The following is a 23,882-nucleotide window of genomic DNA, read 5'->3' on the forward strand; positions in this document are numbered from 1 at the left end:
CGGGTCAGCCCAGCAGGGCGCCGATGGCCTGGTCGATCAGCAGGTCGATGATCATCCCAGTGATCTCCTTGAAGATCGGGATCTCGGCGAGCGAGGCGCCGAAGGTGACCACGGCGGTGGCGACGGCCTGGGCGATCTCGATCGCCAGCATCACCAGCTGGACGATCACCTGGATCTTCAGCGCCAGCACGATCGCGGCGCACACGAAGAAGCACGCCCCGACCGCCATCGCGCCGGTGCCGGCGTCCTGGAGGATGCCGGCGGGGGCGTCGTCCTCGCCCCACGCCTTCCGGAAGGCGTCGATGTCCTGGCCCTGGTTGCCCGACCACACCTGCTGCGCGGCCGAGCCCGCCTCGGACGCCACGCCCTGGACCGTCCCGGCGAACTCCAGCCACGTCGAGCCGATCTCGAAGAGCTTGGTCTCGTCGGCCTCGGGCCAGGTGTAGCCCAGCATCCCCAGAAGGCCGATCAGTTCACCTGGAAGCTGCATCCCCAACGCTCGTCACCTGCCGTTCAGCCGAGGAGCCACGCCGCCGGCGCGCGCCCCGTCCCGTTCTCGTCAGCGTCGGAAGCATTACCACTCGATCCGTGGCGAATCAGACGCTCGGTCACGGCGCGGCGCGGGCTCAGTTGACGCTCATCAGCGAGCTGGTGACCTTGAGGCCGAGCTCGCCCGCGGTGGTGTAGACGACGCCGGTGCGGCTGCCGGGCTCGGTGCCCCTGGCGTAGTACGACTGCGCGTAGACGACGTGCTGCCCCTGCGTCCAGCTGCGGACCCAGGACGTCGGCTTGCGGTCCAGGTGCGGGATGCCGCTGTTGGTCGACGGGGTGAGCAGCTCGGGGTTGGCGCCCTCGCTGGTGGCGTCGCTGACCTCGCTGGCGGTGGAGGCGTCGGAGAACTTCAGGATGGAGATGACCGTGATGATGGTCCGGTCGGAGGTGGCGTAGACGGCCGACTGCATGTCCTCCACGCAGGACCGCCCGCTCAGGGCCTTGGCCAGGTCGGCGTCGGCGCGGGAGGTGCAGGAGGCGGTGCGGGTGCCGACGCGGGTGAAGGTCTTGCCGGCCGCGGTCGTGATCGTCGAGGTGAGCACCCCGCCGATCCCGGTGCCGGTACCGGAGTCGCCCGGCGCGGCGGAGGGCGACCCGGGCTCGCTCGGGGCCGCCGAGTAGGTCGGCACGGCGATGGTGCGGCGCCGCTTACCGTCGCCGTCGTCGTCACCGAGGATCACGAACGCGGCCACCGCGATCACGACCAGGACCAGCAGCCCCCCGCCGATGAGGACGCCGATCACCGCTCCGTTGCCGCCGCCGCGGGGAGGCGGGGGCGGTCCCGGGGGAAAGCCGGGCCCGCCCGGCCCCATCGGTCCGCCGGGGCCCATCGGCCCGCCCGGTCCGATGGGGCCGCCCGGTCCACCTGGTCCGACGGGGCCGCCCGGTCCGTAGGCGGGCTGGCCGTACGGCGGGCCGGACGGGGCCGGCGGCGGGAATCCCGGCTGGCCGGGCGGTACCTGACCAGGCCATTCAGGGGGGTTCATCATGGCTCCATGCTGGTAGGCGGGGGAAGATATCGTTTTCACATCAAGGTCGGGTAAGCGTACCTGTGTCGGTAGCGACCGGTCAGCCAGGATCGTCCGTATATTCGGCGCCGAATCGTTTGGTGACAGGCCCAGTGGGGCATTCCGGACGACCGTGCGCGGGTATCCGGAGGCGGGCGTTGCGGGTGGGACCCGCTGTGCGAACGACCCGGAGTCTCGTAGGCTTTGCGAAGAGGAGAGGGAGGCAGGTGTCCGACTCGAGCTGGCAGCAGGTCGTCCTGCGTGACCTGGGCGCGTCCGGACGGGGGCTCGCCTCGCTCGAACCCGCCTCGCCCGCCCCGGCGCACGGGACGTGGGGAGCCGACGCGGCCCCGCAGCCGGTCGCCGAGCCGAAGCCGATCGAGGTGCCGGCCGAACCGCATCCCGCGGTGCCGGTGCTCCAGCCCCCCGCCCAGGAACAGCCCGTCCCGCCGGGGCCCGATCCGTTCGGCCCGCCCCCGGTCCGGCAGGACGAGGCCGCCGCGCCGGAGCCGGCCGCGCCTGAGCCGGTGAAGTCCGGGCCGCCCGATCCGTTCGGGCCGCCGCCTGTGCGCGATGAGTCTCCCGGGCCTGACCCGTTCGGTCCGCCGCCTGTGCGTGACGAGTCTCCCGGGCCCGATCCGTTCGGCCCGCCGCCCGTCCGTGACGAGCCGCCCGCGCCCGCCCCGGCCGCGCCGGAGCCCGTCCAGCAGCAACCGCAGGCGCCGACCGGCAATGAGCCGATCATGCGCGAGGGGTTCAGCCCCGAGATGGCGATGGCCCCGATCGTCGGCGGTGCGCCGCCCGAGCTCGGTGGCGCGCCCCCCGACCTCGGCGGCGGTTCCGGGGAGGAGCCCGGCGCCGACGCCACCACGAGCCGGCACGAGGTCCCGCCCGCTCCGGCGCCGCCGCAGCCGCCCGGTTCCGTCGTCCCGTCGGCCGACGAGTTCCTGCTGAAGAACCAGCACGGCGATCCGCTGATGCGCCGGGTGGGTCTCGGCCTGCGCCGGGCCGTCGGCGGATCGGGCGGCGCGGGGTTCAAGGACCAGGCCGAGATCGTCGAGCTGCTGCGCCGCCCGGTGCCGAGCTACCGGCAGCTCGCCGTGGTGAGCGTGCGCGGCGGCGCGGGCAAGACCACCATCTCCGCGCTGGTGGCCTCCGAGCTCGCCCGGCACCGCACCGACCGGGTCATCGCCATCGACGCCGACGCCGAGCTCGGCTCGCTGCCGCTGCGGCTCGGCGTCCGGGCCGAGCGGTCGCTGTTCGACCTGGCCGGTCAGCAGCCGCGCTCGTTCGAGGAGGCCGCGCAGTTCCTGACCCGCAACGCCGCGGGCCTGTGGGTGCTGTCGTCCAGCCGGGGCGGGCGGATCGCCGGGGAGTTCACGATCGACACCTTCCAGGCCGCGGTCGGCGCGCTCAGCCGGTACGTCTCGGCGGCGGTCGTCGACTGCGGCGCGGGCATCCTGACCGAGCTGCACCGCGGCATCCTCGCCACCACGCACGCGCAGGTACTGGTGACCCCGGGCACGGTCGACGGCGCGCTCAGCGCGCGCGGCGCGCTGGAGTGGTTCTCCAACAACGGCCAGTCCGCGCTGCTGTCCCGCACGGTCATCGCGATGGTCACGCACGCCCCGCACGGCGGCGCCGACCTCGACCGGGCCGGGCAGATGCTGAGCTCGGGCGGGCTGCCCGTGGTGTACGTCCCCTACGACCGGCATCTCGCGGTCGGCGGCGCGCTCGATCTCACCAAGGTCTCCGAGGCGACCCATACGGCGGTGACCCGGGTCGTGGCCGAGGTGTTCGCGCGCTCGTTCGGACCGGCGGGGGTGGCGCGGTGAGCAGCGACCTGGTCGCCCTGGTGCGGCGGCGGCCGGACGTGCACGCCGTCGTCGACGGCCTCGTCGCGCTCGGCGAGTCCCTGGAGGTGCGCGGCGGCGACCCCGACCCGACACTGCTGTACGACCCGGAGGGGCGGCTGCTGGCCTCGATCGAGGCGCCGGTGCTGGTCTCGGTGCCAGGTGAGGTCGGCCGGCTCCTCGGCGCCGACCACGCTGCGCGGGTGACCCCGCCGGTGTGGTGGGTCGACGTGCGGGCCGTCGCCGACGTCCCCGACGGGGTGCGGGTCGCGCGCAGGTTCGCCGACGCGCTCGTCCACTGGCAGGGCGGCGACATCTGGCCGAAGCCCGGCCCCGACGCGATCGCCCGCGTGGTGGACGGCCGGAGCAAGGGCGACGACGCCGCGGCGGGACCCGCCGCCGCGTCCGCCGCGGGGCCGGGCGTCCCGGGCGGTGCGCACGGCGGTGCGCAGGGCGGCGTTCCGGGGCCCGGCTACAGCGGCTGACGCGGCGGTCGGTCAGCGGCGCAGGTCGGCCTGGAGCCGGTTCACCATCGCGGTCGCGCCGCGCAGGTTCTCGGCGATGGCCCCGGCGGCGGCCTGCATCTCCTTGCCGAGCGCCGAACGGTCGGTGAGCAGCGCGTTGTCGGCGTCCACCATCTCGGTCAGCCAGGCGCGGCCCTGCGTTTCGACGTCGCGCTGCGCCTGCTGGATGAGGGCGAGGATGGTCTCGCCCAGCTCGGCGGCGCCCATCCGCATGGCGCGCGGGTCGATGTGGACGGCGCGGACGCCGGTGTCGCTGGAGTACTCGACCGCGATCCGGTGGTCGACGGATTCTGCGCGCGCGGTGAGGCTGGCGGCGCCCTCCTGCATGTCCCGCATCCTGGCGAAGAAGTCGCCGGCGTCGGCGGAGAGCTTCTCGGGGTCGAAGCCGAGCAGTTTCTTGAAATCGTCCATGAGGTCCTCGCGCCCTTTCCTAGTCCCACGGGTAGGGGTACGAGCCGTCCTCGTTCTGGCTCGGCGTGAAGTTCCCCGTGATGGTCTGGTTGTCGTTGCCGTACTGCGTCTCGTTGAACGTCTTGGCGCCCGCCGCGTGGGTGAACCCGGCGGGGAGCGGCTGCCCGGCCCGTCCGCCGGCGATACGGCCGTAGAGGCCCTCGGCGGGATAGTGGCCCTGGAGCCCGTAGGACGTCGCGTCGCGTTCCACCCGGTTGGCGGTTCCCCAGATCAGCAGGGGACCGCGCGACACGGTCGCCTTGGCGAAGTCGGTCACGCCGCTGAAGTCGCCCTTGGTGGCCGCGACGAACACGTCGCCGGCGACGAGCAGCCCGAGCGCCCCCGCGCAGGCGTGGACGAACACGGTCAGGTTGGTCTCCACCGCGCTCGCGCTCGCGAACATGTTCGCCAGCGTCATGATCGCGGTGGCGCGTGCCATCGCCGCGCTGACCGGTGTGATGGTGGCGATGACGACCCAGGCGGCCAGCGCCGCGAGGACCGCGGCCAGCAGCGCCATGAACAGGATGGTCGCGATCAGCACGCCGGCGGCGGCCATCAGGATCCCGGCGACGGCGCAGGCCCGGATCTCGATGCCGTGCAGATCGTCCAGGAACCGGTCCATCCGCTGCGCGAAGGCGCGGCCGTCCTCGCTCCGCCACGCATCCTCGGCGACGCCGTCGACGAGGTGGTGCACCTGCTCCCGCGCCTCGCGGGCGTGCTTCGCGACCTCCCACCAGGCGGTGGCGCCGTCCCAGAACACCTTCGGGTCGTACTGGTGGCAGTAGAACTTGGACACGAACGGCCAGCCGCCGGGCACGCCCATGGCGGACAGGGTGAGCGCCGCGCCGGTGCCGGTCTCCAGGGTGAGGTCGCAGAGCCGCGGGCCCGCCTCCCAGGCGCCCATCAGGCGCCCGGCCCGACCGTGCTCGACTGCTCGGCGGCCTCCCAGGCGTCGGCCGACGCCTTCACCATCTCGTGGTAGCGGACGGTGTCCTCGGCCCGGTGCTTCAGCTCCTGGAGCGTGTACGCCTCGACCTCGTTGTAGGCGATCGCGAGGGAGTAGGTGAACGAGGTGAAGGACGCCTCGGAGACGCCGAGGCCGACCAGCTCCCTGACCGCCCGCTCCAGCGGCTCGGCGGCCTTCGGCAGCCCGGCCTGGATCTCGCGCAGGCGGTCGATCTCCACCTGGACCTGCTGCGGGCCGGCCGGAGGCCGGGGCGGTGGCGCCCAGGGCGGCCGGTCGGTGCCCTCTGCGGCGGCAGGGCCGTTCAGGAGTCTCGATATGTCGTTCACGATGGTTCTCCACTGCTGCGGGACGGGCATGCGTGATCAGCAATTGGAGATCATCGGGAGCCGGGCGGCAAGACGGCTTTACGCGCTCCTAGCGCGTTTGACGGCTTCTTAGCGCGTCGGTTTCGGCGGCGGGCGGGCCGCCGGTCGGACCTCGAAGGCCGCGGCGGCGGGCGTCAGGTCCAGTCGCGGCGGAGGTCGAGGTTCCAGGCGGTCAGGTTCCACGGGCTGTGCGGGTCGGCGGCCAGCTCGTCCACGAGCGCCTCGTGCCCGGACCGGTCGCCGTCGCCCGTGCCGCCCGACCACAGCAGCCGGCCCTGGAGGTAGCAGGTGGCCATGTCGTGCCAGGACGTGTAGCGGCGCTGGACGTCGATGGCGAGCGGGAGCATCCGGTCCCAGCAGTACTCCTCGGTGAGCCAGCCCACCATCCGGCCCCAGCGGTAGAGCATCAGGGCCCGCCCGTAGTCCCAGACCAGGAAGCGCTCGGCGTTGGCGCGCAGCTCCGGGTCGGTGAGGGCCTCCAGCCGGTGCAGCTCCTCGGCGGCGTGGTCGCGGTCGTTGAAGAGCGCGTTCAGGAACCGTGACAGCTCCGAGCCCTCCTCGCCGACGTCGGCGCCCGGCTCGTCGCGCAGCAGCGAGGGGACGAGCCGCGCGTACTCGGGGCCCTCGGCGCCGTAGCGGATCCGGACGAGCTCGATGAGCCGTTCGATGAACGGCGGTTCGAGCTGGTCGCCGGCGATCTGGGTGTCGATCTCGCGGAGCAGGCTCGCGTACTCCTCCCGCTCGGCCGGGGGCCGGGCGGCCAGCTCGGCGTCGTGGGCGAAGCCCGCGCGGTGCCCGTCCTGGACGAGCCAGTTCGCCGCGCCGAGCAGCTGCTCCAGGTCGTAGGCGCCCCAGGGGTCGCGGAGCAGCTCGTGCGCGGCCCGCCGGTCGGCGGCGGCGGCCTCGGCGCCGGGCGCGGTGCCGAGCCGGTCGAGCCGGAAACCGTTGAACGCGCCGTACTGGGCGGCGGCGCCGAGAATCCAGCGCTGCACCGGGGTGAGCGAGCCGGACGGCCCGGCCGTGCCGATCAGCTCCCACAGCCTGCGGTGGAACTCGTCCGCCTGCCGACCCTCGTTCTCGAAGAACTCGGCGAGCGGCCCGCGGATCCGCGGATGCCGGACGTAGAGGCGCCGGAAGAACCGTCCGTCGCGCCAGACCAGGTGCTCGGGACGCAGCTCGCCGAACGGGACCCGCACGCCGCGGCGGGCGATGACCCGTTCGGTGAACCGCAGCTCCAGGCGGGGCCACAGCCGCGGCAGCGGCGTGAAGCGCAGCAGGAGGACGAAGGCGAGGGAGAGCAGGAGCAGGGAGACACCGGGCGCGAGTGCGAGGCCGGCCGGGCCGTCCAGCCCGGTGAGGGACAGCAGTGCCCCGCTGACCAGCAGGCCGACGCCGCCGGCGCCGGCGGCGATCAGCGCGCCGGTGGCGGCGAGGGGGACACCGCCTGCCGACAGCACGCCCGCGTCGCCGTCGAAGCCGAGAGACCCCTCGGCCAGGCTGCCTTCGACGGCTCGCTCGAGCGCGTCGAACCGACCTGCCTCCCCCATGTGTACAGACCGTACCGGATGCGGCTTTCGCCCACCCGGGGGGAGATCAGCTTTGCGGGATCGACTGGAGGTGCTGCATCAGCAGGCTGTGCCGCTGCCAGCCGTCGGGGGAGCGGCCGTCGCCGAGCGGGAAGAGCGTCAGCGGCGAGTGCGCGGGGCCGATGTGCTGGCCGGGGATGCCGGCGGGGCCGGTGAGGTGGCCGCTGACCGCGAGCCCGACGGGGGCGGCGGCGCCGGTCCAGCGCGGTTCGGTGGTGAGGTCGGCGCGGCCCGGCGTGAGCTGCACGAACAGGGACGCGACCGGCTGGTCGGCGGCGAGCGCGCCGACCAGCGAGGGCAGGTGCTGGAGCGGCGGCGGGTCGTCCTGCGCGTAGCCGACGGTGATGGTGCTGACCTCGGCGACGCCGCCGCCGTCGGTGGCGCTGAACTCGCAGATCGCCTGGGCCGGGCGCGGGCCGTCGCCGACAACCAGGAGCCGCGAGACCGACCGTCCGCGCGCGTACTCGGTGAGCGTGTCGCCGCGCCAGACGTGTTCGAGCGGCTCGGCGGCGCCGAGGCCGGCCGGCGGTTTGCCGGTGAGGAGCTGGAGCAGCCGTTCGACCGGGCCGCCGATGCCGCCCGCGGGGCCGTGCTTGGTGCGGTAGACGAGGGTGAGCTGGGCGCCGATCGGGGCGGTGGGCCGGGTGGTGAAGCCGGGCGCGTAGTCGCGGGCCTCGGGGATCGGCGCGAACGTGCCGCCGCTCCAGCGCAGCGGGCGTCCGGTGAGGCCCTCGTAGTAGCCGTCGCCGTGCCGGACGACCCAGTGCACGTCCTCGCCGGTGGCGGCGGTGCGGAGGGGGAGGGAGAGCCGCGAGTCGAGGGGGGTGACGAGCTGCAAGGTGCGGCCGGTGCCGCCGCAGTCGTCCATGGCCTGGCTCAGCCACGGGCTGAGCGGGACCACGGGCCGGTCCTGTAACACGACCATGGCCTGATCGGTCAGTGCGTCTACGGTGCTCATCCTGACCGGAGTCTAGTCGCGCACCGGGGCTCCGGAACCCCGGTGCGCGAACGGGACGACTTTCCCGCGACGCGGGTGGCCTGTGTCCAATCTGTGCTGAAATGTTACGGATGCAGCGAACAGCCCCGCCGCAGCGCGTCTACTACGCCGACACCGCCCCACCGCCTCCGGGACCGCCGGAGCGGGGGCGGCGCTGGCGCGTGCTCGGCTGGGTGTCGATCGCGATGTCGGCCCTGCTGGTGGTGGGCAGCATCACCGCGTACGGCTTCTGGCGGCGGCTCGACGGGCAGATCGACCGCGAGCACGTGGACGACAAGCTGGGCGACAACCGCCCGGCCAAGCTGAACAACGCGATGAACATCCTGCTGATGGGCTCCGACACCCGCGAGGGGGAGAACGCCCGGTACGGCACCGAGGAGGGGCAGCGGTCCGACACCACGATCCTGCTGCACATCTCTCCCGGCGGCGAGCAGGCCATCGGGATCAGCTTCCCGCGCGACTCGATGGTCAACATCCCCTCGTGCAGGAAGCGGAAGGGGAAGGGCACCTCGCCGGCCCACCTCGACATGATCAACTCGGCGTACGCCTACGGCGGTCCCGCCTGCACCTGGAAGACCATCGAGGCCGTCACCAACATCCGGATCGACCACTACGTCGAGGTGGACTTCTCCGGCTTCAAGCGGGTGGTGAACGCGCTCGACGGGGTCGAGATCTGCGTGCCGAAGGCCGTCGACGACCCCAAGGCCGAGCTGCATCTCAAGCGCGGCCGGCAGACCGTCCGCGGCGACCAGGCCCTCGGCTACGTGCGCACCCGCACCGGCGGGCTGGGCGACGGCTCGGACCTGTCGCGGATCACCCGGCAGCAGGCGTTCATGGCCTCGGTCGTCAAGAAGGCCACCGACAAGGGCATGCTCACCGACCCGGGCCGCACCTACAACTTCCTGTCGGCCACGACCAAGTCGCTCAAGGCCGACGACCGGCTGTCGCTGTCGGTCATGCAGAAGCTGGCCGGGAGCCTGCGCGGGATCAGCGCCGGCAAGATCCGCTTTGTGACCGTCCCGGTGCAGGCGTACCCGGCGGACAAGAACCGCGTGCAGTTCAACATGGCGCTGGCGGGACCGCTCTTCCAGTCGGTCCGCGGCGACAACGCGCCGCCCGAGCCGCCCCCGCCGCCGGTGCCCGCGCAGCCGGACGGCCCCAAGGTGCAGCCCGTCAGGCACGTGCTGGTGCGGGTCGCCGTCTACAACGGGACCAAGATCCAGAACCTGGGGCAGCGCACGGCCGACCAGCTCCAGGAGGAGAACTTCAAGGTCGTCAAGGTGGGCACCCGCAAGGCGTCCGCCGCGGGGCGCACGCAGATCCTCTACGGGGCGGGCGCCGAGCGGCAGGCGGTGACGCTGGCCAACGCACTGCCCGGCCATCCGCCGCGCGCGTGGGCCGGGGGGCGGCCCGGGATCGTCTACCTGATCATCGGCACGGACGGGGCGAACCTGCCGGGGCTGAACCAGCGGCTGCCCAAGGTCGCCGGTGAGATTCGTGCAGATCAGGACATTTGTAAGTAGACCTAGGTGATCCGGGGGCGTCCGGCCGGTGACGGCCGCGAGAAGGCGCCCGGCATCGCGGTGTTCGGGCGGCGTCCGTCCGGGCGCACCGGTATCTTGGCGGCGCGCAAACCATCAATGGCAATAAAGCGTCACAACTAGGACGTCGGTAAAGTCTGCTCCCCGCCCCGCCTCCCCGCCCCGCCCCCTCGACCCCCTGAACTCCCCCAACCCCCTCAGCCCTGAGGAGCCACCCCCCGCCCCGGGCTCCGGTGGGCGACTACGGCCCACTTCCGAAATGGACCGCATGCTGCCCGAACCCTTCACCCTGTTGATGACCGTCTACGGCGGTGACCGGGAGGAGTATGTCCGGGCGGCGTTCCGGAGCGCGGTCGTCGACCAGATCCTCCGGCCCAGCCAGGTGGTGCTCGTCCAGGACGGCCCGGTGCCGGCCGAGCTCGCGGTCTGCCTGAAGGAGCTGGTCGCCACCAGCCCGGTCGAGGTCACCTTCCTGCCGCTGGAGCACAACCGCGGTCTCGGCCCGGCCCTGGACGCGGGACTGCACGCCAGCCGCTGCGACATCGTGGCCCGGATGGACGCCGACGACGTGGCGATGCCGCACCGCTTCCGGCTCCAGGTGCCGCTGGTGCAGTCGGGCGCGGACCTGGTCGGGGCCGGGCTGCTGGAGTTCGGCGCCGACACCGACGACATCGTGGGCCGCCGCATCCCGCCGAGCGACCCGCTCGACATCGCCCGCTACTCCCGGCTGCACGACCCCTTCAACCATCCGACCGTGGTCTACCGGCGCAGCGCCGTGATCGCGGCGGGCGGGTACGGCGACCTGCCGCTGATGGAGGACTACTGGCTGTTCGTGCGGATGATCGCCAACGGTGCGCGGGTGGTCAACGTCGCCGAGCCGCTGGTCTACTACCGGGTCGGCGACGGCGCCTACGAGCGGCGCGGCGGGCGCGAGCTGCTCCGCTCCGAGCTGCGCCTCCAGCGCGAGATGCGCCGCGAGGGGTTCATCTCGCGCTCGCAGTACTGGCGCAACGTGCTGGTGCGCGGCGGCTACCGGCTGGTCCCGACGCCGATCCGCCGGCCGTTCTACCGGTGGCTGGTGGCCCCGTACGGGGCGCGCCGCAACCGGTCGCGCGGACGGCTGGAGATCCCGGACGCGCAGATCGCCGAGTCCACCGCGTACGTGCCGCGCCATGCCCGTCCCACCGCCCCGCGCACCCCTCAGGGCCCCGCGAGCGGATTCGGGCCGCCCGAGCCGACGCCGCCCCACAGCGAACGCTGACGCTCCGGGCGCCGCGCGGGCGGGCGCGAACAGCGGCCGAACGGGCGGACGCCACGTCCGGGGCCGGACGCGGCGTCCATCGGGGCGGCCGGGACGTGCCCGACGCGGTTCCGGCTACGGGACCGGGCGGGTCCACAGGACGGGCTCCTCGCCCGCCGCGCCGGCGCTGCGGCCCACGCCGAGCAGCCTGCCGCCCAGCGCGACCAGCCCGGTGATCTGCTGGTCGCCCTGCCCGGCGAGACCCTCGGCCCCGGGCGTCGCGGCCTGCCAGGCCGAGCCGTCGGCCGACGTCCACGAGACCACGTCGGAGGTGCCCTTCTCGGTGCTCGCGCCCGCTGCGGCGAAGCCCTTGGGCGTCGCGGTCAGCGCCGTGACGCGCAGCTCGCGCACGGGCGCGGGGAGGGTGACCCCCCGCCAGGTCTTCCCGCCGTCGGACGAGACGTACCCGAGCGGCACCGAACCGGCGCTGCCGGACGCGCTGCCCAGCGCGACGAGCAGGTCGCCCTTGGCGGTGACGTTCGTCAGCGACCCTTCGGACAGCCCGGCCGGCAGCTGAAGCTGGTGCAGCCTCCACTGCTTGCCGTCGGTGGAGTTCCACACCGCCGGACGCTGGCCCGGGGCGTCCTGCGCGGCCGGGTCCTGCACGCCGCCGGCGGCGACGTAGCCGAACGCGCCGCCGACCGCCGAACGCAGCCACCGGTTGCCCCTCGGCAGTGCGGTGAGGTCGTTCCTGCCGACGCCGCGGCCCCGCTGCCAGTTCTTCAGGTCGGCGGAGAACCAGGTCGCGCCGGACAGCCCGTCCTCACCGACGATGACATAGCCGGACGGTCCCGCCGCGGCGCCGAACGTGGCCAGCGACTGCTGCCCGTTCTGCGCGAAGGCCTGGTTGCCGTCGGCCGCCTGCCAGCTCGCGCCGTCCGCGGAGGTGACCACCAGCGAGCGGCGCGGCTGCCCGCCGCCGTCGCCGACCGCGAGCCAGCCGTTGGCGCCGGCGGCGACGCCCGTCAGCCGCTGGGACAGCGGGCGGGCCATCCCGCCGGGGAACTGCGCGCGGTTCCAGGCGGCGCCGTCGGGCGAGGTCCAGACCGTCGCCTCGCCGCCGCTGCTGCCGACCGCGACCGCGCGGCCGTCCTTGGCGGCCAGCCCGGTGACCGCGTGGTCGGGACGGACCGCGCCGGGGATCTTGGCCGGGTCGACCGGGACCTCGGTGCCGCGCGCGTCGCGGACGGCCAGCAGGGAGTTGAGGTCGCCGGTGCCGGTGTCGCGTCCGACCAGGACGGTCTGCTCGCCGGACGCGGCGACGCCCTGGAGCGCCCGGCCGCTGTTGGAGGCGAGCGTGCCCGCCTCCTGCCAGGACGCGCCGTCCGCGGAACGCACGACCAGGGTGTCGCGGCCCCGGGACACCACGCCGACGTAGCCGCCGTCGGAGGCCAGGACCCGGTCGACCTGCCGGTAGCCGGACGACCGGATCCTGCCGCCCTGCTTCCACCGCTCGCCGTCGGTGGAGGTGAACACCTGCCCGTACGCCGAGGAGCCGGACTTGACCTCGCGGATCGCCATCAGGCCCGGCCTGCCGCCGCCGATGATCAGGTTGCGGGTGCCCTTGGGCGCGGGGACCTTCGCCGGCGCCCAGGTACGGCCGCCGTCGCTCGACTTCCACACCCGGCGGAACGTCGGCTTGCCGGGCGCGGGCGTGTGCTGGCTCTCGACCAGCACCGCGCCGCCGCTCGCCGCGGCCTCGATGAGCGACACCCTGCCGCGCACCGGGATGCCGACCTGCCCGCCGGTCAGCGCCTCCCAGCGCTGCCCGTCCGGGGACAGCCAGGCCGCGGGGACCGAGTCGCTGAAGTCGCCCTTGCGGGAGTTCTCGCCGACGGCCAGGAAGCCGCCGTCGGTGCCGATCACGCGCTGGACGCGGTTGCCGGGGCCGAACGCGTCGCCGGCGGCGTCCGGGAGGCGGCGCCAGGTGCGGCCGTCGGTGCTCGTCCACACGGCGCCGCCGCCGGGACGGGTGCCGATCGCGACCCAGCCGCGCGGGCCGCCGGCCACCTGCCGGGGCACCTCGCCGTTGGCGGGCTCCCCGCCGTCGGCGCCCTGCACGTCGGCGGACTTGAACGTCCTGCCGCCGTCGGTGGAGTACAGCAGCACGCCGCGGTAGTTGCCCGGGTCGGCCTCGCCGCCCGCGGCGACCACGGTCGAGCCGACCGCGGCGACGCCGGTGAGCTCCTGGTCGCGGCCGTCGGAGCGGGCCGCCGGGTCGGCGGGGAACAGCTTGCCCGCGAGCCGGGCGCCGTCGTCGCCGCCGTCGGACCCGTCGTCGCCGCCGAGCAGCACGACCGCTCCGGCCGCCACCAGCGCCACGGCGGCGACGCCGCCGACCGCGCCGAACAGCACCTTCTTGTTGAGCTTGCGCTTGGCGCGCTTGGACGGGGCGTCGGTGCGCCACGGCTCGTTGATCTGGGGCGGCGGGACCGCCTGGTGCCGGAGGTCGGGCGCGGCCTGCTGGTGCGCGCCGGCCTGTTGACCGGGGATCTCCTGCGCCCAAGGGAACGGCGCGGGCTGCGGCGCCTGCTGCTGGTGGTGCTGGTGCGGAGTCTCGGGGATCTCTTGTGCCCAGGGGAACGGCTCAGGCGCGGACGGTGCCGGCGGCTGCGGTGCCGGGGGCTGGGGCGCGGGGGGCTGCGGCGCGGCGGGGATCTCCTGTGCCCAGGGGAACGGCTCAGGCGCGGACGGCGCGGGCGGCTGTGGTGCCGGGAGCTGCGGCGCCGGAGGCTGCGGCGGGCCGGGCATCTCCTGCGCCCAAGGGAACGGCTCGGGGGCCGGCGGCTGCGGTCGCGGCTGCGGCACCGGAGGGGCCGGTGGCTGCGGCGCGGGCGGCTGGGGAGCCTCGATCTGTTCCGTTGCGGGCTCCGGCATGGGCGCCGGGATCTGCTGGGTGGCCGGTTCCGGTGCCGCGAACGGCTGCGACACCTGGGTCCGCGTGCGCTTGGGGGGTGCGGTGCCGCTCGGGCGCTCGACGCGGGTCCGGTCGAGGTCCTCGTCCTCGTCCAGGTCGTCGTCGGCGGCCCCGGCGGCTTCGGCGCCGGCCGGCATGAACTCCGACAGGTCGGTGATGGTCTCGTCCATGGACGGGCCGCTACGGAACGGCGGCGCCTGCTCGGACGGGGAGGACGCCTCGCTGAACGACGGGGGCCCCTGCGGCGGCCCCTGCCGGTCGCCCTGCGGGAAGATCTGCGTCCGCATCGTGCCGCTGATGTCGAGATCGGTGACGGTGCGGTCGGACAGGCCCTCGTCCGCGGGCTCGGGCGGCGGCGAACCGAACTCCGGCAGGGGCTCGGTCTCGGGCAGCAGGTGCGCGCCCGGCGGCCGGTCCTGATCCAGCCACTGCGGGGGCGGCGGGGGAGCCTGCTCCGGGGTCTGCGGGCGCTCCGGCTCGGACCGGCCACCCTTGGGCTCGTCGTCAGGCGTTCCGGTCGGAGTCACACCCGCCCTCCCCTTGGCCGTGCGATCGGTGCGTCGTCACGGATCATAGCGACGCCGGGCGGCGTTGATGACCTCGTCGGTCGGCCTCGGCCCGTGCCGCAGCCCGTCGCGGATCCCGGTGCGCAGACCGCGCCGCAACGTGCCGCGATCGCCGGAGCGCGCGTAGGTGCGGGCCCAGCGGCGCAGCGAGGATCCGGCGTACAGGACCCGCTCGGCCGGGCCGAGCCCGCGGCTGCGGGTGAACAGCCATAGCTTGTTGCGCACCTCGTAGTAGAACCGGTCGCCGGGGTCGGCGTCGGTGCCGCCGAACGTCCGGGTCTTGTGCACCACGACGCTCGCCGGGCAGTACAGGCCGGTGCGCCCGCGCAGCAGCCGGGTGGTGAACTCGAAGTCGTCGTTCCACAGGAAGTAGTCGGCGACGGGCAGCCCGCGTTCCCGGACGACGGCGGCGTCGACGAGCACCGACACGAACGAGGCCGAGCGGACCGGCTTGCACCCGGCCACGGCCGCCGCGGCCAGCTCGTCCCGCGAGGCGCCCGGTTTCACGCGGGGCGTGTTCATCGGATGGTCGCGGCCGTCGGTCCACACCACCCGGCTGGCGACCAGCGCCGGGGCCCGTCCGGACGCGGCGCCGCCGCCCCCGGGCGCGGTCCCGCGCTCGCGGGCGTCCAGGAGCGCGGCGAGGGCGCCCGGCTCGGGGACGGTGTCGTCGTCCATCAGCCAGATCAGCTCGGCGTCCAGCTCCAGCGCGCGGACGATGCCGGTCGCGAACCCGCCCGCGCCACCGGTGTTGCCGGCCAGCTCGACCAGGTCGGCGTGGCCGAACCGCTCGCGCACCAGGTCGGGCGTCCCGTCGGTGGAGGCGTTGTCGACCACGATCACCGCGTCCGGGCGGCGGGTCTGGGCGTCCAGCGCGGTGAGCGCCTCGACCAGCAGGTCGCGCCGCTCGTAGGTGACGACGACGGCGGTGACGCGCGGGCTCATCGGACGGTGGTCCGGCTGGACAGCGTGGGCCGGGCCGCCTCGTCCGCCGGGGCCTCTCCCGCGCCCTCGCCGTCCTGGCCGTCGGTGCCGGTGGCGACGTCGGCGGGAGCCTCACCGCCGGACGCGGATGCGGGCGCGGCGGGCTCGGGGAGCGGCGGCGGCTCGATGCCCTTGATGCGCTCGACCATGTGCCAGTAGCCCACCCGCATCTTCCAGACCGCCTGGTTGCGCTCGCTGAGATGCCGGGCCATCAGCTTGGGCAGGGCCGTGCGCTCCTGCTCGGCGCGCTGGCGGCGCAGCTCCCCGACGTCCTCGCGCAGCATGGAGATCCGGTCGAGCAGGGCGAGGATGGTGTGCGCCGCGGCGTCCACCAGCGCGCCGTCGGCCGGCGGCGCGGCGTCCGGGACGGCGTCGCCGGGCAGCAGCTCGTCGAGGTCGCCGACGACGTCGTACCCGGCCGAGCGGATCGACTCGACCAGCTCGCGGGCCCGCGTGGCGGCCCAGTCGCGCCGGTCGCCGGGCAGCGGCACCCGCCCCGGGGCGCCCTGGCCGGGCAGCACCCGCAGCGCCAGCACGTCGGTGACCAGCCGGTGGTAGAGCCACATCGGGGCGTCCTCGCGGGCCGCGCCGTTGATCCGGCGGAGCAGCTCGGTCTCGGTCCAGCTCAGCGCGGCGTTGGCGCGGGCCTCCGACAGGTCGGCGATCGCCGGGTCGACGCCGATCAGCCCGGCGAACCGCTCCCACAGCAGCTCGCGCGGCGCGCCCGGCCGCGGCATCGTGAGCACGTGCACCCGCTCGGGCGGGACGTGCGCGGACCAGCGGGCCAGCACCTCGGGGATGTCGTGTACCCGCCAGAACCACGCGGCGGCGGCGTCGTCCGGCGGCCCGTCGACGACCTCGCCGAGCCAGTGCCCGAAGTCGTAGTGGAAGCGGTGCTTGACGTACTCCTGCCACTCCGAGGGGAGCAGCCCGGCCAGGTCGCGCGCCGAGTAGACGACGTGCACCTCGGCCGGTTCGAGCGACCGCACCGCCCGTCCGGCCTGCTCGGCGTCGGCGGCGGAGATGACCTCGTTGGAGACGACCGCGACGCGGGCGTCCGACTCCTTGATCCGGCTCGCGATCAGGTCCCAGGCGCCGGTCCAGTCGGGCGCCGGGTCGTCCGGCTCGCGGACCAGCCCGCGCAGGTCGCGGGTGGCCCGCACCTGCGCGGCGAACGAGCCGCCCGGCATCAACACGCCGTGTTCGCGGAGCGTCCCCGCGTTGTGCCACAGCAGGCCCTGGAGAAAGGTCGTCCCGCTCTTGGGGGCGCCGATGTGCAGGTAGACGGTCGGCGGGGCGCCGGTCGGGTCCGCGGGCACCTGGTCACTCCTGTCGGATCGCGTACGGACGTCGTCGATCGCCGAGACGGATCCCTGGCAGGGGGCGGGGACGGCCGACCGGGCCGATTTCGGCCCGAACGAGGCGACTGCGCCGGTATCTTAGCCGCGCAGCATCATCAATCATCCCAAAGCTCGCAGAACCGCCTTCTGGCCAAGCAGGCGTTGATTCTCTCTCACGATGCCGCGGGGGCGTCGAGGAAGATGGGCCGTGAACGTTGATCTTGTAGTGGCCGGCTCGGGGTTCTTCGGCCTCACCGTCGCCGAGCGCTGCGCCGCCGAACTGGGCCTGCGCGTCCTGGTGCTGGAGCGCCGCGACCACATCGGCGGCAACGCCTACAGCGAGGCCGAGCCGGAGACCGGGATCGAGATCCACCGGTACGGCGCGCACCTGTTCCACACCTCCAACGAGCGGGTGTGGGAGTACGCCAACAGGTTCACCGCGTTCACCGGCTACCAGCACCGCGTCTACTCCACGTTCAAGGGCCGCGTCTACTCGATGCCCATCAACCTGGGCACCATCTGCGAGTACTTCGGCCGCGCGTTCACCCCGGACGAGGCCCGCGCCCTGGTCGCCGAGCAGGCCGGCGAGATCGCCGCCGGCCGGGAGCCGCGCAACCTGGAGGAGAAGGCGATCTCGCTGATCGGGCGCCCGCTGTACGAGGCGTTCATCCGCGGCTACACCGCCAAGCAGTGGCAGACCGACCCGCTCGACCTGCCCGCCGAGATCATCGGCCGGCTCCCGGTGCGGTACACCTTCGACAACCGGTACTTCAACGACACCCACGAGGGGCTGCCGGTCGACGGCTACACCGCGTGGCTGGAGAAGATGGCGGACCACCCGAACATCGAGGTGCGGCTGGAGACCGACTTCTTCGACCACCGGGACGAGTACGCGGGCAGGGTCCCGGTCGTCTACACCGGACCGCTCGACCGCTACTTCGGGTACTCCGAGGGCGAGCTCGGCTGGCGCACCCTCGACTTCGAGCTGGAGGTCAGGCCGACCGGCGACTTCCAGGGCACCCCGGTGATGAACTACGCCGACGAGGACGTCCCGCACACCCGGATCCACGAGTTCCGGCACTTCCACCCCGAGCGCGCGCACTACCCGGCGGACAAGACCGTGATCATGCGGGAGTTCTCCCGGGCCGCGGACCGCGGCGACGAGCCGTACTACCCGATCAACACCGCCGAGGACCGCGACCGGCTGCTGCGCTACCGCGAGATGGCCGCGCGCGAGGACGGCGTCCTGTTCGGCGGGCGGCTCGGCACCTACCAGTACCTCGACATGCACATGGCCATCGCCAGTGCGCTCAACATGGTCGACAACCGGCTGCGGCCCCACTTTGCGTCGAACGAGCAGACCCGGGGCGAGCGGCTCATCAGCGGAGGAGCGGACCGATGACCGAGCGGGCCACCCAGCCACGGCAGACCGGACCGCGGCGGAGCGCGGCAGCGGCGGGACGCACACTCATCCAGCAGGCCGCCGCCCGCCCGCAGGAGGCCGTCCCCACCGAGGGCGCCGCTGCTGAGGCCGCTCCGGCGGAGGCCGTCCCCACGGCGACCGCCTCCACCGAGGCCGTCCCCACGGAGGCCGCCCCCATGGCGACCACCCCCACCGAGGCCGTCCCCACGGAGGCCGTCCCCACGGAGGCCGCTCCGGCGGAGGCCGCCCCGAAGGAATCCGTCGCCGTCTCTGCCGCCTCCGCTGCTCCGGCCGCGGAGGAGGCAGCCGCCCCGGAGCCCGACGAGGCCACGGAGGCCACGGAGGCCACGGAGGCCGCGGAGTTCCTGGAGGCCGCCGAGCCGGTCGCTGAGGCCGGTGCCGCGCGGGAGGCCGGCGAGCGCGGGTCGGGGGAGCAGGCCGCGGTCGAGCGGTCCGGCACCGAGCACGCCGACGCCGGCACCGAGCACGCCGACCCCGTCCCGGATCCCGACCCCGTCCCGGTCGAGTCGGCGTCCGCGGACGACGGCGCGGTCGGTGACGGCGAGGGGCTGCGCATCCTGCACCGGGTCGTGATGCCCGCCGAGCGCGACTTCGACGTGCTGAAGCTGTACGTCGACGGCAACGCGGTGTTCGGGCGCCGCACCGCCGACCTCCAGAGCGCCGCCGAGCAGGTGCTGTCGGAGCAGGACGGCGACGCCGCGCGCGCCGCCCGCGCGGCCGGCTACCGGCCCGCCTCCACCGACGACAGCGCCGAGATCGTCGGGCGCCGCAGCCTCATCGTCCCGTCCGGCGCGCGGGTCTCGTTCTGTAGCTACTTCAACGCCTTCCCGGCCGGCTACTGGCGCCGCTGGAGCACGGTGGAGCAGGTCCGGCTCCGGGTCCGGGTGCGCGGCGAGGCGACCATCCTGATCTACCGCTCCACCGGCAAGGGCCACCTGGAGCGGATCAAGTCGCTGCACATCGACTCCGACACCTCCGTCGAGGAGACCGTCGACCTGCCGCTCGCGCCGTTCATCGACGGCGGCTGGTACTGGTTCGACATCATCGCCGACGGGCGCACCGCCGTCCTGGACAGCGCCGACTGGTGCGCGGTCACGGGCCGCGTCGAGCCCGGCACCGCGACGCTCGGCATCACCACCTTCAACCGGCCCAAGTTCTGCGTCGAGCAGCTCACCGCGCTCGCCGCCGCCGGCGACGTGCTCGACGTGGTGGACGAGATCCTGGTCGTCGACCAGGGCACCGAGCGGGTCGAGGACCACCCCGACTTCGCCGCCGCCGCCGAGGCGCTCGGCGACCGGCTGCGGATCATCGACCAGGCCAACCTCGGCGGCTCCGGCGGGTTCGCGCGGGTCATGCACGAGACCGTCGAGGCGGGCCGCAGCACCTACGCGCTGCTGCTGGACGACGACGTCATCCTGGAGCCCGAGGGCATCCTGCGGTCGGTCACCTTCGCCGACCTGGCCCGCGGCCCCGTCATCGTCGGCGGGCACATGCTGGACCTGTACAACCGGTCGGTGCTGCACGTGTTCGGCGAGAGCATCGCCCGCTACCGCTGGTGGATGGTCCCGGCCGCGCACACCGAGATGTCGCACGACCTCGCGCACGCGCCGCTGCGGCACACCCCCTGGCTGCACCGCCGCGCCGACGTCGAGTACAACGCGTGGTGGATGTGCCTGATCCCGGTGGACGTCATCCGCAAGATCGGCCTGTCACTGCCGTTCTTCATCAAGTGGGACGACATCGAGTACGGCCTGCGCGCCAAGGCCGCCGGGGTGCCGACGGTGTCGCTGCCGGGCGCCGCGGTGTGGCACGTCCCGTGGCACTCCAAGGACGTGATGACCGACTGGCAGGCGTACTTCACCGAGCGCAACCGCGTCATCACCGCGCTGCTGTACTCGCCGTACGAGCGCGGCGGCAACATGCTCAAGGAGAGCCTGTTCATCACCATCAAGCACGCGCTGGCCATGCAGTACTCCACGGCCGAGCTGATGCTGATGGCGCTGGAGGACGCGCTCAAGGGGCCCGCCGACCTGCACCCGTCGATCATCACCAAGATGGGCGAGCTGCGCGAGATCCGCGCCGGGTTCGTGGACGCGCAGGCCAAAGCCGACCTGGACGAGTTCCCCGCGGTCCGGCGCAGCAAGCCGCCGCGCAAGGGCCGTGACGTCGTCCCGCCCAAGAACCGGCGCGCGATGTTCCAGACCGCGCTGATGGGCGCGGCCCGCCAGATCAAGCCGGTCGGGGCGCACCCGAAGACGCACCCCGAGGCGGTCGTCCCGCACGTCGACCAGACCTGGTGGCTGCTGACCAAGTTCAACAGCGCGCTGGTCTCCTCGGCGGACGGCACCAAGGTCTCCTGGTACCAGCGCGACCCGCACCGGTTCTGGTCGCTGATCCGCCGCGCGTCCGCGCTGCACGCCAGGCTCGGCAAGGACTGGGCGGAGCTGAGCCTCCAGTACAAGGAGGCGCTCCCGTCCCTCACCTCGCAGGAGGAATGGGTGGAGACCTTCGCCAAGGCCCGGCAGGAACGATGACCGCGGGCGCCGGGCTCGCCGGCCCGGGACCCGCCGACCCGGGCCTGGTCGAGCCGGGACGCGGCGGCGGCCTCGCCGAAGTGGTCCGCCGCCGCTACCTGCTGAGGCTCATCGTCCGGCGCGAGCTGCGCGCCCGCTACCAGGGCTCGCTGCTCGGCCTCGGCTGGTCGTACGTGCGCCCTGCCGCGCACTTCTCGGTGTTCTTCTTCGTGGTCGGCGTGTTCCTCGGGATGAACAAGAACGTCCAGCACTTCCCGATCTTCATGTTCTCCGGGCTGATCCTGGTGTCGTTCTTCAACGAGACACTGATCAACACCACCCACTCGGTGATCGGCAACGCGCCGCTGGTGCGCAAGGTCTACCTGCCGCGCGAGCTGTTCCCGGTGGCCTCGCTGCTGGTGTCGGGGGTGCACCTGCTGCCGGGGCTGGCGATCGTGCTGACCGTCTCGATCACCTGGGGCTGGACGCCGTCGGTGGTGGCGGTCGGGTCCGCGCTGCTCGGCTTCGCGCTGATCGCGGTGCTCGGCATCGGCCTCGGCCTGATGTGCTCGGCACTGCACGTGTTCTACCGCGACACCGACAAGGTGGTGGACATCGCCACGCTGTTCGTCACCTGGTCGGTCCCGATGATCTACCCGTGGACGGTGGTGCGCGACACCGCGCCCGGCTGGGCCCTGGACCTGTACCTGGCCAACCCCGTTGCCGACGCGGTGCTGCTGTTCGAGCGGGCGTTCTGGTGGCCCACCACCGACCGGACGTTCCTGTTCCCGCCGCACCTCACCCGGGACGGGCTGATCTCGCTCGCGCTGGCCGTGCTGCTCCTCGGGGCGGGACAGCTCGTCTTCGCCCGCCTCCAGCGCCGCTTCGCCGAGGAGCTGTGACCATGCCAGGACCCGCCGACGCGCGGGCGGCCGTCGTCGTGGACGCGGTGACCAAGCGGTTCACGCTCCGGCACGCCCGCTCGATCAAGAACATGACCGTGCGGAGGCTGCGCGGCGAGAAGCTCCGCGAGCGGTTTGTCGCGCTCGACGCCGTCTCGGCCACCATCGCGGTCGGCGAGTCGGTGGCGCTGCTCGGCGTGAACGGGTCGGGCAAGTCCACCCTGCTGAAGATCATCTCGGGGGTGATGCCGCCCGACACCGGCTCGGTCCGGGTGCGCGGCCGGATCGCCGGGCTGATCGAGGTCGGCGCCGGCCTGCACCCCGACCTCACCGGACGCGAGAACGTCTTCCTGAACGGCGCGATCCTCGGCATGGACCGGGCCGAGACGCTGCGCAAGTTCGACTCGATCGTGGAGTTCGCCGACATCGGCCGGTTCCTGGACCAGCCGGTCCGCTTCTACTCGTCCGGCATGTTCATGCGGCTGGCGTTCTCGATCGCCGTGCACACCGACCCGGACGTGTTCCTCATCGACGAGGTGCTGGCGGTCGGCGACCCGCTGTTCCGCGAGAAGTGCATCGAGCGGTTGCGCGAGTACCGGCGCAGCGGCCGGACCATGGTGATCGTCGCGCACGACGCCAAGCTGCTCCGGCAGATCTGCACGCGCGGGATCTTCCTGGAGAACGGCCGGGTGGTGTGGGACGGCGACATCGACACCGCCGCCGACCTGCTGGTGAAGAAGCGCCAGGAGCGCCGCGGCAAGGCCCGTCCCGCCGCCGCGCCGCCTACCGCCGCGCCGCCCGCTTCAGGCTCGTCCGCTTCAGGCTCGTCCGCCTCGGGCCCGGGTGCCGGGCCCGCGCCGTCCGCCGGAGCGGAGGCGGGGACGGGGCGATGACCGGTCGCCCCGCGCCGGGGCCGCGGCTGCGCGAGCTGGACCTGCTGCGCTTCGTCGCGGCGGCGGCGGTCATGCTGCACCACTACGTGGGCGACATCTCCGGCTGGGGCGTGGCCCACCACCGCACCATGCCGGTGCTCGCGCCGATCGCGCACTTCGGCGCGCTGAGCGTCGACCTGTTCTTCCTGATCAGCGGGTTCGTCATCCTGATGAGCGGGTGGGGCCGCGGGCTCGGCGACTTCGCGGTGTCGCGGATCGTGCGGATCTTCCCGGCGTACTGGTTCGGCGCCTCGCTCGCCGTCCTGCTGTTCCTGGCCACCGGGATCGCCTCGCTCGGCGCGAAGCCGGGCGGCGTCGGCCCGCTCGGCGCGTACCTGCCCAATCTGACGATGCTCGGCACCGGCGTCGGCGTCCAGCCGCTGGAGGTCGTGTACTGGACGCTCTGGGCCGAGCTGCACTTCTACGCGCTGATCGGGCTGCTCGTCTGGCGCGGCCTCACCTACGGCCGCTGCGTCGCGTTCATGGCCGGCTGGCTGGCGCTCGGCGTCCTGGCCCAGGAGACGCACTCGGCGCTGCTGACGGCCCTGTTCATCCCGCAGTGGGCGCCGCTGTTCATCGCCGGGATGGGCTTCCACCTGATCTACCGGTTCGGGGCGAACCTGGTGCTGGGCCTGATCATCGGCGCCTGCTGGGCGCTGACGGTCCACTACCGGGTGACGGTCGTCAACAAGGAGCTGGTCTGGCCGGTGGTCTGGGACGCCGTGACCACCGGCGTCATTACCTTCCTGTTCCTGCTCATGCTGATGGTCGCGACGGGCGAGCTGGACCTGGTGCGCTGGCGCGGCTTCACCGTGCTCGGCGGGCTGACCTATCCGCTCTACCTGCTGCACGAGACGCTCGGCCGGGCGCTGAAGCAGTGGCTCGGCCCGTACCTCGGGAACTGGGGGCTGCTGGGCGTGAGCTGCGCCGCCGCCCTCGGTTCCGCCTATCTGGTATACCGGTTCGTCGAGCAGCCGGCGCAGCGATGGATGCGCCCGAGGCTGAAGGGGGCACTGGCACAGATCCGTGGCGGCCGGACGACGCCGTCCGGAGACCCGCCGGTGACATCGCGGCCTGAACGCCGCCGGGTCGACGGCCCGTCCGCACGTCCAGCAGAGGTCGCCCGTTGAACGCTCCCGCTC

At 73.6% G+C, this 23,882-nt stretch carries 19 protein-coding genes; 9 read left to right on the forward strand and 10 right to left on the reverse strand.

The features are described from left to right. Window positions 1-4: 4 nt before the first annotated feature. Together OHA34_RS26905 and OHA34_RS26910 are read right to left on the reverse strand one after the other, a co-directional pair. A complete protein-coding gene (locus tag OHA34_RS26905) occupies window positions 5-490 on the reverse strand; it encodes a WXG100-like domain-containing protein (protein WP_329519279.1) in 486 nt (161 codons plus the stop codon). A gap of 136 nt (window positions 491-626) precedes the next feature. Then, window positions 627-1,295 carry a hypothetical protein gene (locus tag OHA34_RS26910; protein ID WP_285938792.1) on the reverse strand — a complete coding sequence of 223 codons (669 nt, stop codon included), beginning with the start codon at window positions 1,293-1,295 and terminating at the stop codon, window positions 627-629. A 491-nt stretch (window positions 1,296-1,786) separates the two neighbouring features. Here OHA34_RS26910 and OHA34_RS26915 point away from each other — a divergent pair, with 491 nt between their 5' ends. Both OHA34_RS26915 and OHA34_RS26920 read left to right on the forward strand, forming a co-directional pair. Next, window positions 1,787-3,394, forward strand: a complete 1,608-nt coding sequence (locus tag OHA34_RS26915; RefSeq protein ID WP_329519280.1) for a MinD/ParA family ATP-binding protein — start codon at window positions 1,787-1,789, stop codon at window positions 3,392-3,394. Continuing rightward, on the forward strand, window positions 3,391-3,897 hold the full coding sequence (locus OHA34_RS26920) for a hypothetical protein (protein WP_285938790.1): 507 nt from the start codon (window positions 3,391-3,393) through the stop codon (window positions 3,895-3,897). Before OHA34_RS26915 ends, OHA34_RS26920 begins: the two co-directional genes overlap by 4 nt. A gap of 12 nt (window positions 3,898-3,909) precedes the next feature. Here the strand turns inward: OHA34_RS26920 and OHA34_RS26925 are convergent, their stop codons facing one another. The 5 genes from OHA34_RS26925 to OHA34_RS26945 all read right to left on the reverse strand — a co-directional run bounded on the left by OHA34_RS26925 (window position 3,910) and on the right by OHA34_RS26945 (window position 8,262). Continuing rightward, window positions 3,910-4,347: a YbaB/EbfC family nucleoid-associated protein gene (locus OHA34_RS26925; RefSeq protein ID WP_285938789.1), complete on the reverse strand. Its 438-nt coding sequence runs from the start codon at window positions 4,345-4,347 to the stop codon at window positions 3,910-3,912. Between the two features lie 19 nt (window positions 4,348-4,366). Further along, window positions 4,367-5,290: a hypothetical protein gene (locus OHA34_RS26930; protein ID WP_329519281.1), complete on the reverse strand. Its 924-nt coding sequence runs from the start codon at window positions 5,288-5,290 to the stop codon at window positions 4,367-4,369. Further along, on the reverse strand, window positions 5,290-5,679 hold the full coding sequence (locus tag OHA34_RS26935) for a hypothetical protein (RefSeq protein WP_329519282.1): 390 nt from the start codon (window positions 5,677-5,679) through the stop codon (window positions 5,290-5,292). Before OHA34_RS26935 ends, OHA34_RS26930 begins: the two co-directional genes overlap by 1 nt. Window positions 5,680-5,852: 173 nt before the next feature. Beyond that, window positions 5,853-7,265: a DUF1266 domain-containing protein gene (locus OHA34_RS26940; protein WP_329519283.1), complete on the reverse strand. Its 1,413-nt coding sequence runs from the start codon at window positions 7,263-7,265 to the stop codon at window positions 5,853-5,855. Window positions 7,266-7,311: 46 nt separating this feature from the next. Then, a complete protein-coding gene (locus OHA34_RS26945; protein WP_329519284.1) occupies window positions 7,312-8,262 on the reverse strand; it encodes a DUF6177 family protein in 951 nt (316 codons plus the stop codon). A 110-nt stretch (window positions 8,263-8,372) separates the two neighbouring features. Between OHA34_RS26945 and OHA34_RS26950 the strand changes: the two genes are divergently transcribed. Both OHA34_RS26950 and OHA34_RS26955 read left to right on the forward strand, forming a co-directional pair. Continuing rightward, complete coding sequence (locus OHA34_RS26950; RefSeq protein ID WP_329519285.1) at window positions 8,373-9,824, forward strand: LCP family protein; 1,452 nt, start codon at window positions 8,373-8,375, stop codon at window positions 9,822-9,824. A 286-nt stretch (window positions 9,825-10,110) separates the two neighbouring features. Beyond that, window positions 10,111-11,103: a glycosyltransferase gene (locus OHA34_RS26955; protein WP_285938783.1), complete on the forward strand. Its 993-nt coding sequence runs from the start codon at window positions 10,111-10,113 to the stop codon at window positions 11,101-11,103. 114 nt (window positions 11,104-11,217) lie between these two features. On the opposite strand, the gene OHA34_RS26960 is transcribed toward OHA34_RS26955, so the two are convergent. From OHA34_RS26960 to OHA34_RS26970, 3 genes are read right to left on the reverse strand one after another with little or no spacing between them, the layout of a single operon-like run. Then, entirely contained in the window at window positions 11,218-14,586 is a 3,369-nt protein-coding gene (locus OHA34_RS26960) for a sialidase family protein (RefSeq protein ID WP_329519286.1), read from the reverse strand. Window positions 14,587-14,622: 36 nt separating this feature from the next. Continuing rightward, the gene (locus OHA34_RS26965; RefSeq protein WP_285938781.1) at window positions 14,623-15,570 is read right to left on the reverse strand and encodes a glycosyltransferase; all 948 of its coding nucleotides are present in this window, start codon (window positions 15,568-15,570) and stop codon (window positions 14,623-14,625) included. Beyond that, a complete protein-coding gene (locus OHA34_RS26970) occupies window positions 15,567-16,928 on the reverse strand; it encodes a hypothetical protein (RefSeq protein WP_285938780.1) in 1,362 nt (453 codons plus the stop codon). The genes OHA34_RS26965 and OHA34_RS26970 overlap by 4 nt, the downstream gene beginning before the upstream one ends. Window positions 16,929-17,157: 229 nt before the next feature. Between OHA34_RS26970 and glf the strand changes: the two genes are divergently transcribed. The 5 genes from glf to OHA34_RS26995 are packed head-to-tail and all read left to right on the forward strand — an operon-like array spanning window position 17,158 to window position 23,870. Next, window positions 17,158-18,351: a UDP-galactopyranose mutase gene (glf, locus tag OHA34_RS26975; protein WP_285938779.1), complete on the forward strand. Its 1,194-nt coding sequence runs from the start codon at window positions 17,158-17,160 to the stop codon at window positions 18,349-18,351. Further along, window positions 18,348-20,927: a glycosyltransferase gene (locus tag OHA34_RS26980; protein ID WP_329519287.1), complete on the forward strand. Its 2,580-nt coding sequence runs from the start codon at window positions 18,348-18,350 to the stop codon at window positions 20,925-20,927. The genes glf and OHA34_RS26980 overlap by 4 nt, the downstream gene beginning before the upstream one ends. Continuing rightward, window positions 20,924-21,808: an ABC transporter permease gene (locus OHA34_RS26985; protein WP_329519288.1), complete on the forward strand. Its 885-nt coding sequence runs from the start codon at window positions 20,924-20,926 to the stop codon at window positions 21,806-21,808. Before OHA34_RS26980 ends, OHA34_RS26985 begins: the two co-directional genes overlap by 4 nt. 2 nt (window positions 21,809-21,810) lie before the next feature. Beyond that, window positions 21,811-22,701, forward strand: coding sequence for an ABC transporter ATP-binding protein (locus OHA34_RS26990; protein WP_285938776.1), 891 nt, complete (start codon window positions 21,811-21,813; stop codon window positions 22,699-22,701). Then, window positions 22,698-23,870 (forward strand): acyltransferase family protein, encoded by a 1,173-nt coding sequence (locus OHA34_RS26995; RefSeq protein ID WP_285938775.1) that lies wholly within the window; start codon window positions 22,698-22,700, stop codon window positions 23,868-23,870. Before OHA34_RS26990 ends, OHA34_RS26995 begins: the two co-directional genes overlap by 4 nt. Window positions 23,871-23,882 lie beyond the last annotated feature (12 nt).

It is taken from the genome of Spirillospora sp. NBC_01491 (assembly GCF_036227065.1).
Lineage (GTDB): Bacteria > Actinomycetota > Actinomycetes > Streptosporangiales > Streptosporangiaceae > Spirillospora > Spirillospora xylanilytica.

What these genes read in the sequence shown, in the direction of transcription:
- OHA34_RS26980 (WP_329519287.1), top strand. Translation starts at nt 18,348, where the DNA reads ATGACCGAGCGGGCCACCCAGCCACGGCAGACCGGACCGCGGCGGAGC.
- OHA34_RS26940 (WP_329519283.1), bottom strand. Translation starts at nt 7,265, where the DNA reads ATGGGGGAGGCAGGTCGGTTCGACGCGCTCGAGCGAGCCGTCGAAGGC.
- OHA34_RS26995 (WP_285938775.1), top strand. Translation starts at nt 22,698, where the DNA reads ATGACCGGTCGCCCCGCGCCGGGGCCGCGGCTGCGCGAGCTGGACCTG.
- OHA34_RS26930 (WP_329519281.1), bottom strand. Translation starts at nt 5,290, where the DNA reads ATGGGCGCCTGGGAGGCGGGCCCGCGGCTCTGCGACCTCACCCTGGAG.
- OHA34_RS26985 (WP_329519288.1), top strand. Translation starts at nt 20,924, where the DNA reads ATGACCGCGGGCGCCGGGCTCGCCGGCCCGGGACCCGCCGACCCGGGC.
- OHA34_RS26965 (WP_285938781.1), bottom strand. Translation starts at nt 15,570, where the DNA reads ATGAGCCCGCGCGTCACCGCCGTCGTCGTCACCTACGAGCGGCGCGAC.
- OHA34_RS26950 (WP_329519285.1), top strand. Translation starts at nt 8,373, where the DNA reads ATGCAGCGAACAGCCCCGCCGCAGCGCGTCTACTACGCCGACACCGCC.
- OHA34_RS26945 (WP_329519284.1), bottom strand. Translation starts at nt 8,262, where the DNA reads ATGAGCACCGTAGACGCACTGACCGATCAGGCCATGGTCGTGTTACAG.
- OHA34_RS26990 (WP_285938776.1), top strand. Translation starts at nt 21,811, where the DNA reads ATGCCAGGACCCGCCGACGCGCGGGCGGCCGTCGTCGTGGACGCGGTG.
- OHA34_RS26925 (WP_285938789.1), bottom strand. Translation starts at nt 4,347, where the DNA reads ATGGACGATTTCAAGAAACTGCTCGGCTTCGACCCCGAGAAGCTCTCC.
- OHA34_RS26905 (WP_329519279.1), bottom strand. Translation starts at nt 490, where the DNA reads ATGCAGCTTCCAGGTGAACTGATCGGCCTTCTGGGGATGCTGGGCTAC.
- OHA34_RS26955 (WP_285938783.1), top strand. Translation starts at nt 10,111, where the DNA reads ATGCTGCCCGAACCCTTCACCCTGTTGATGACCGTCTACGGCGGTGAC.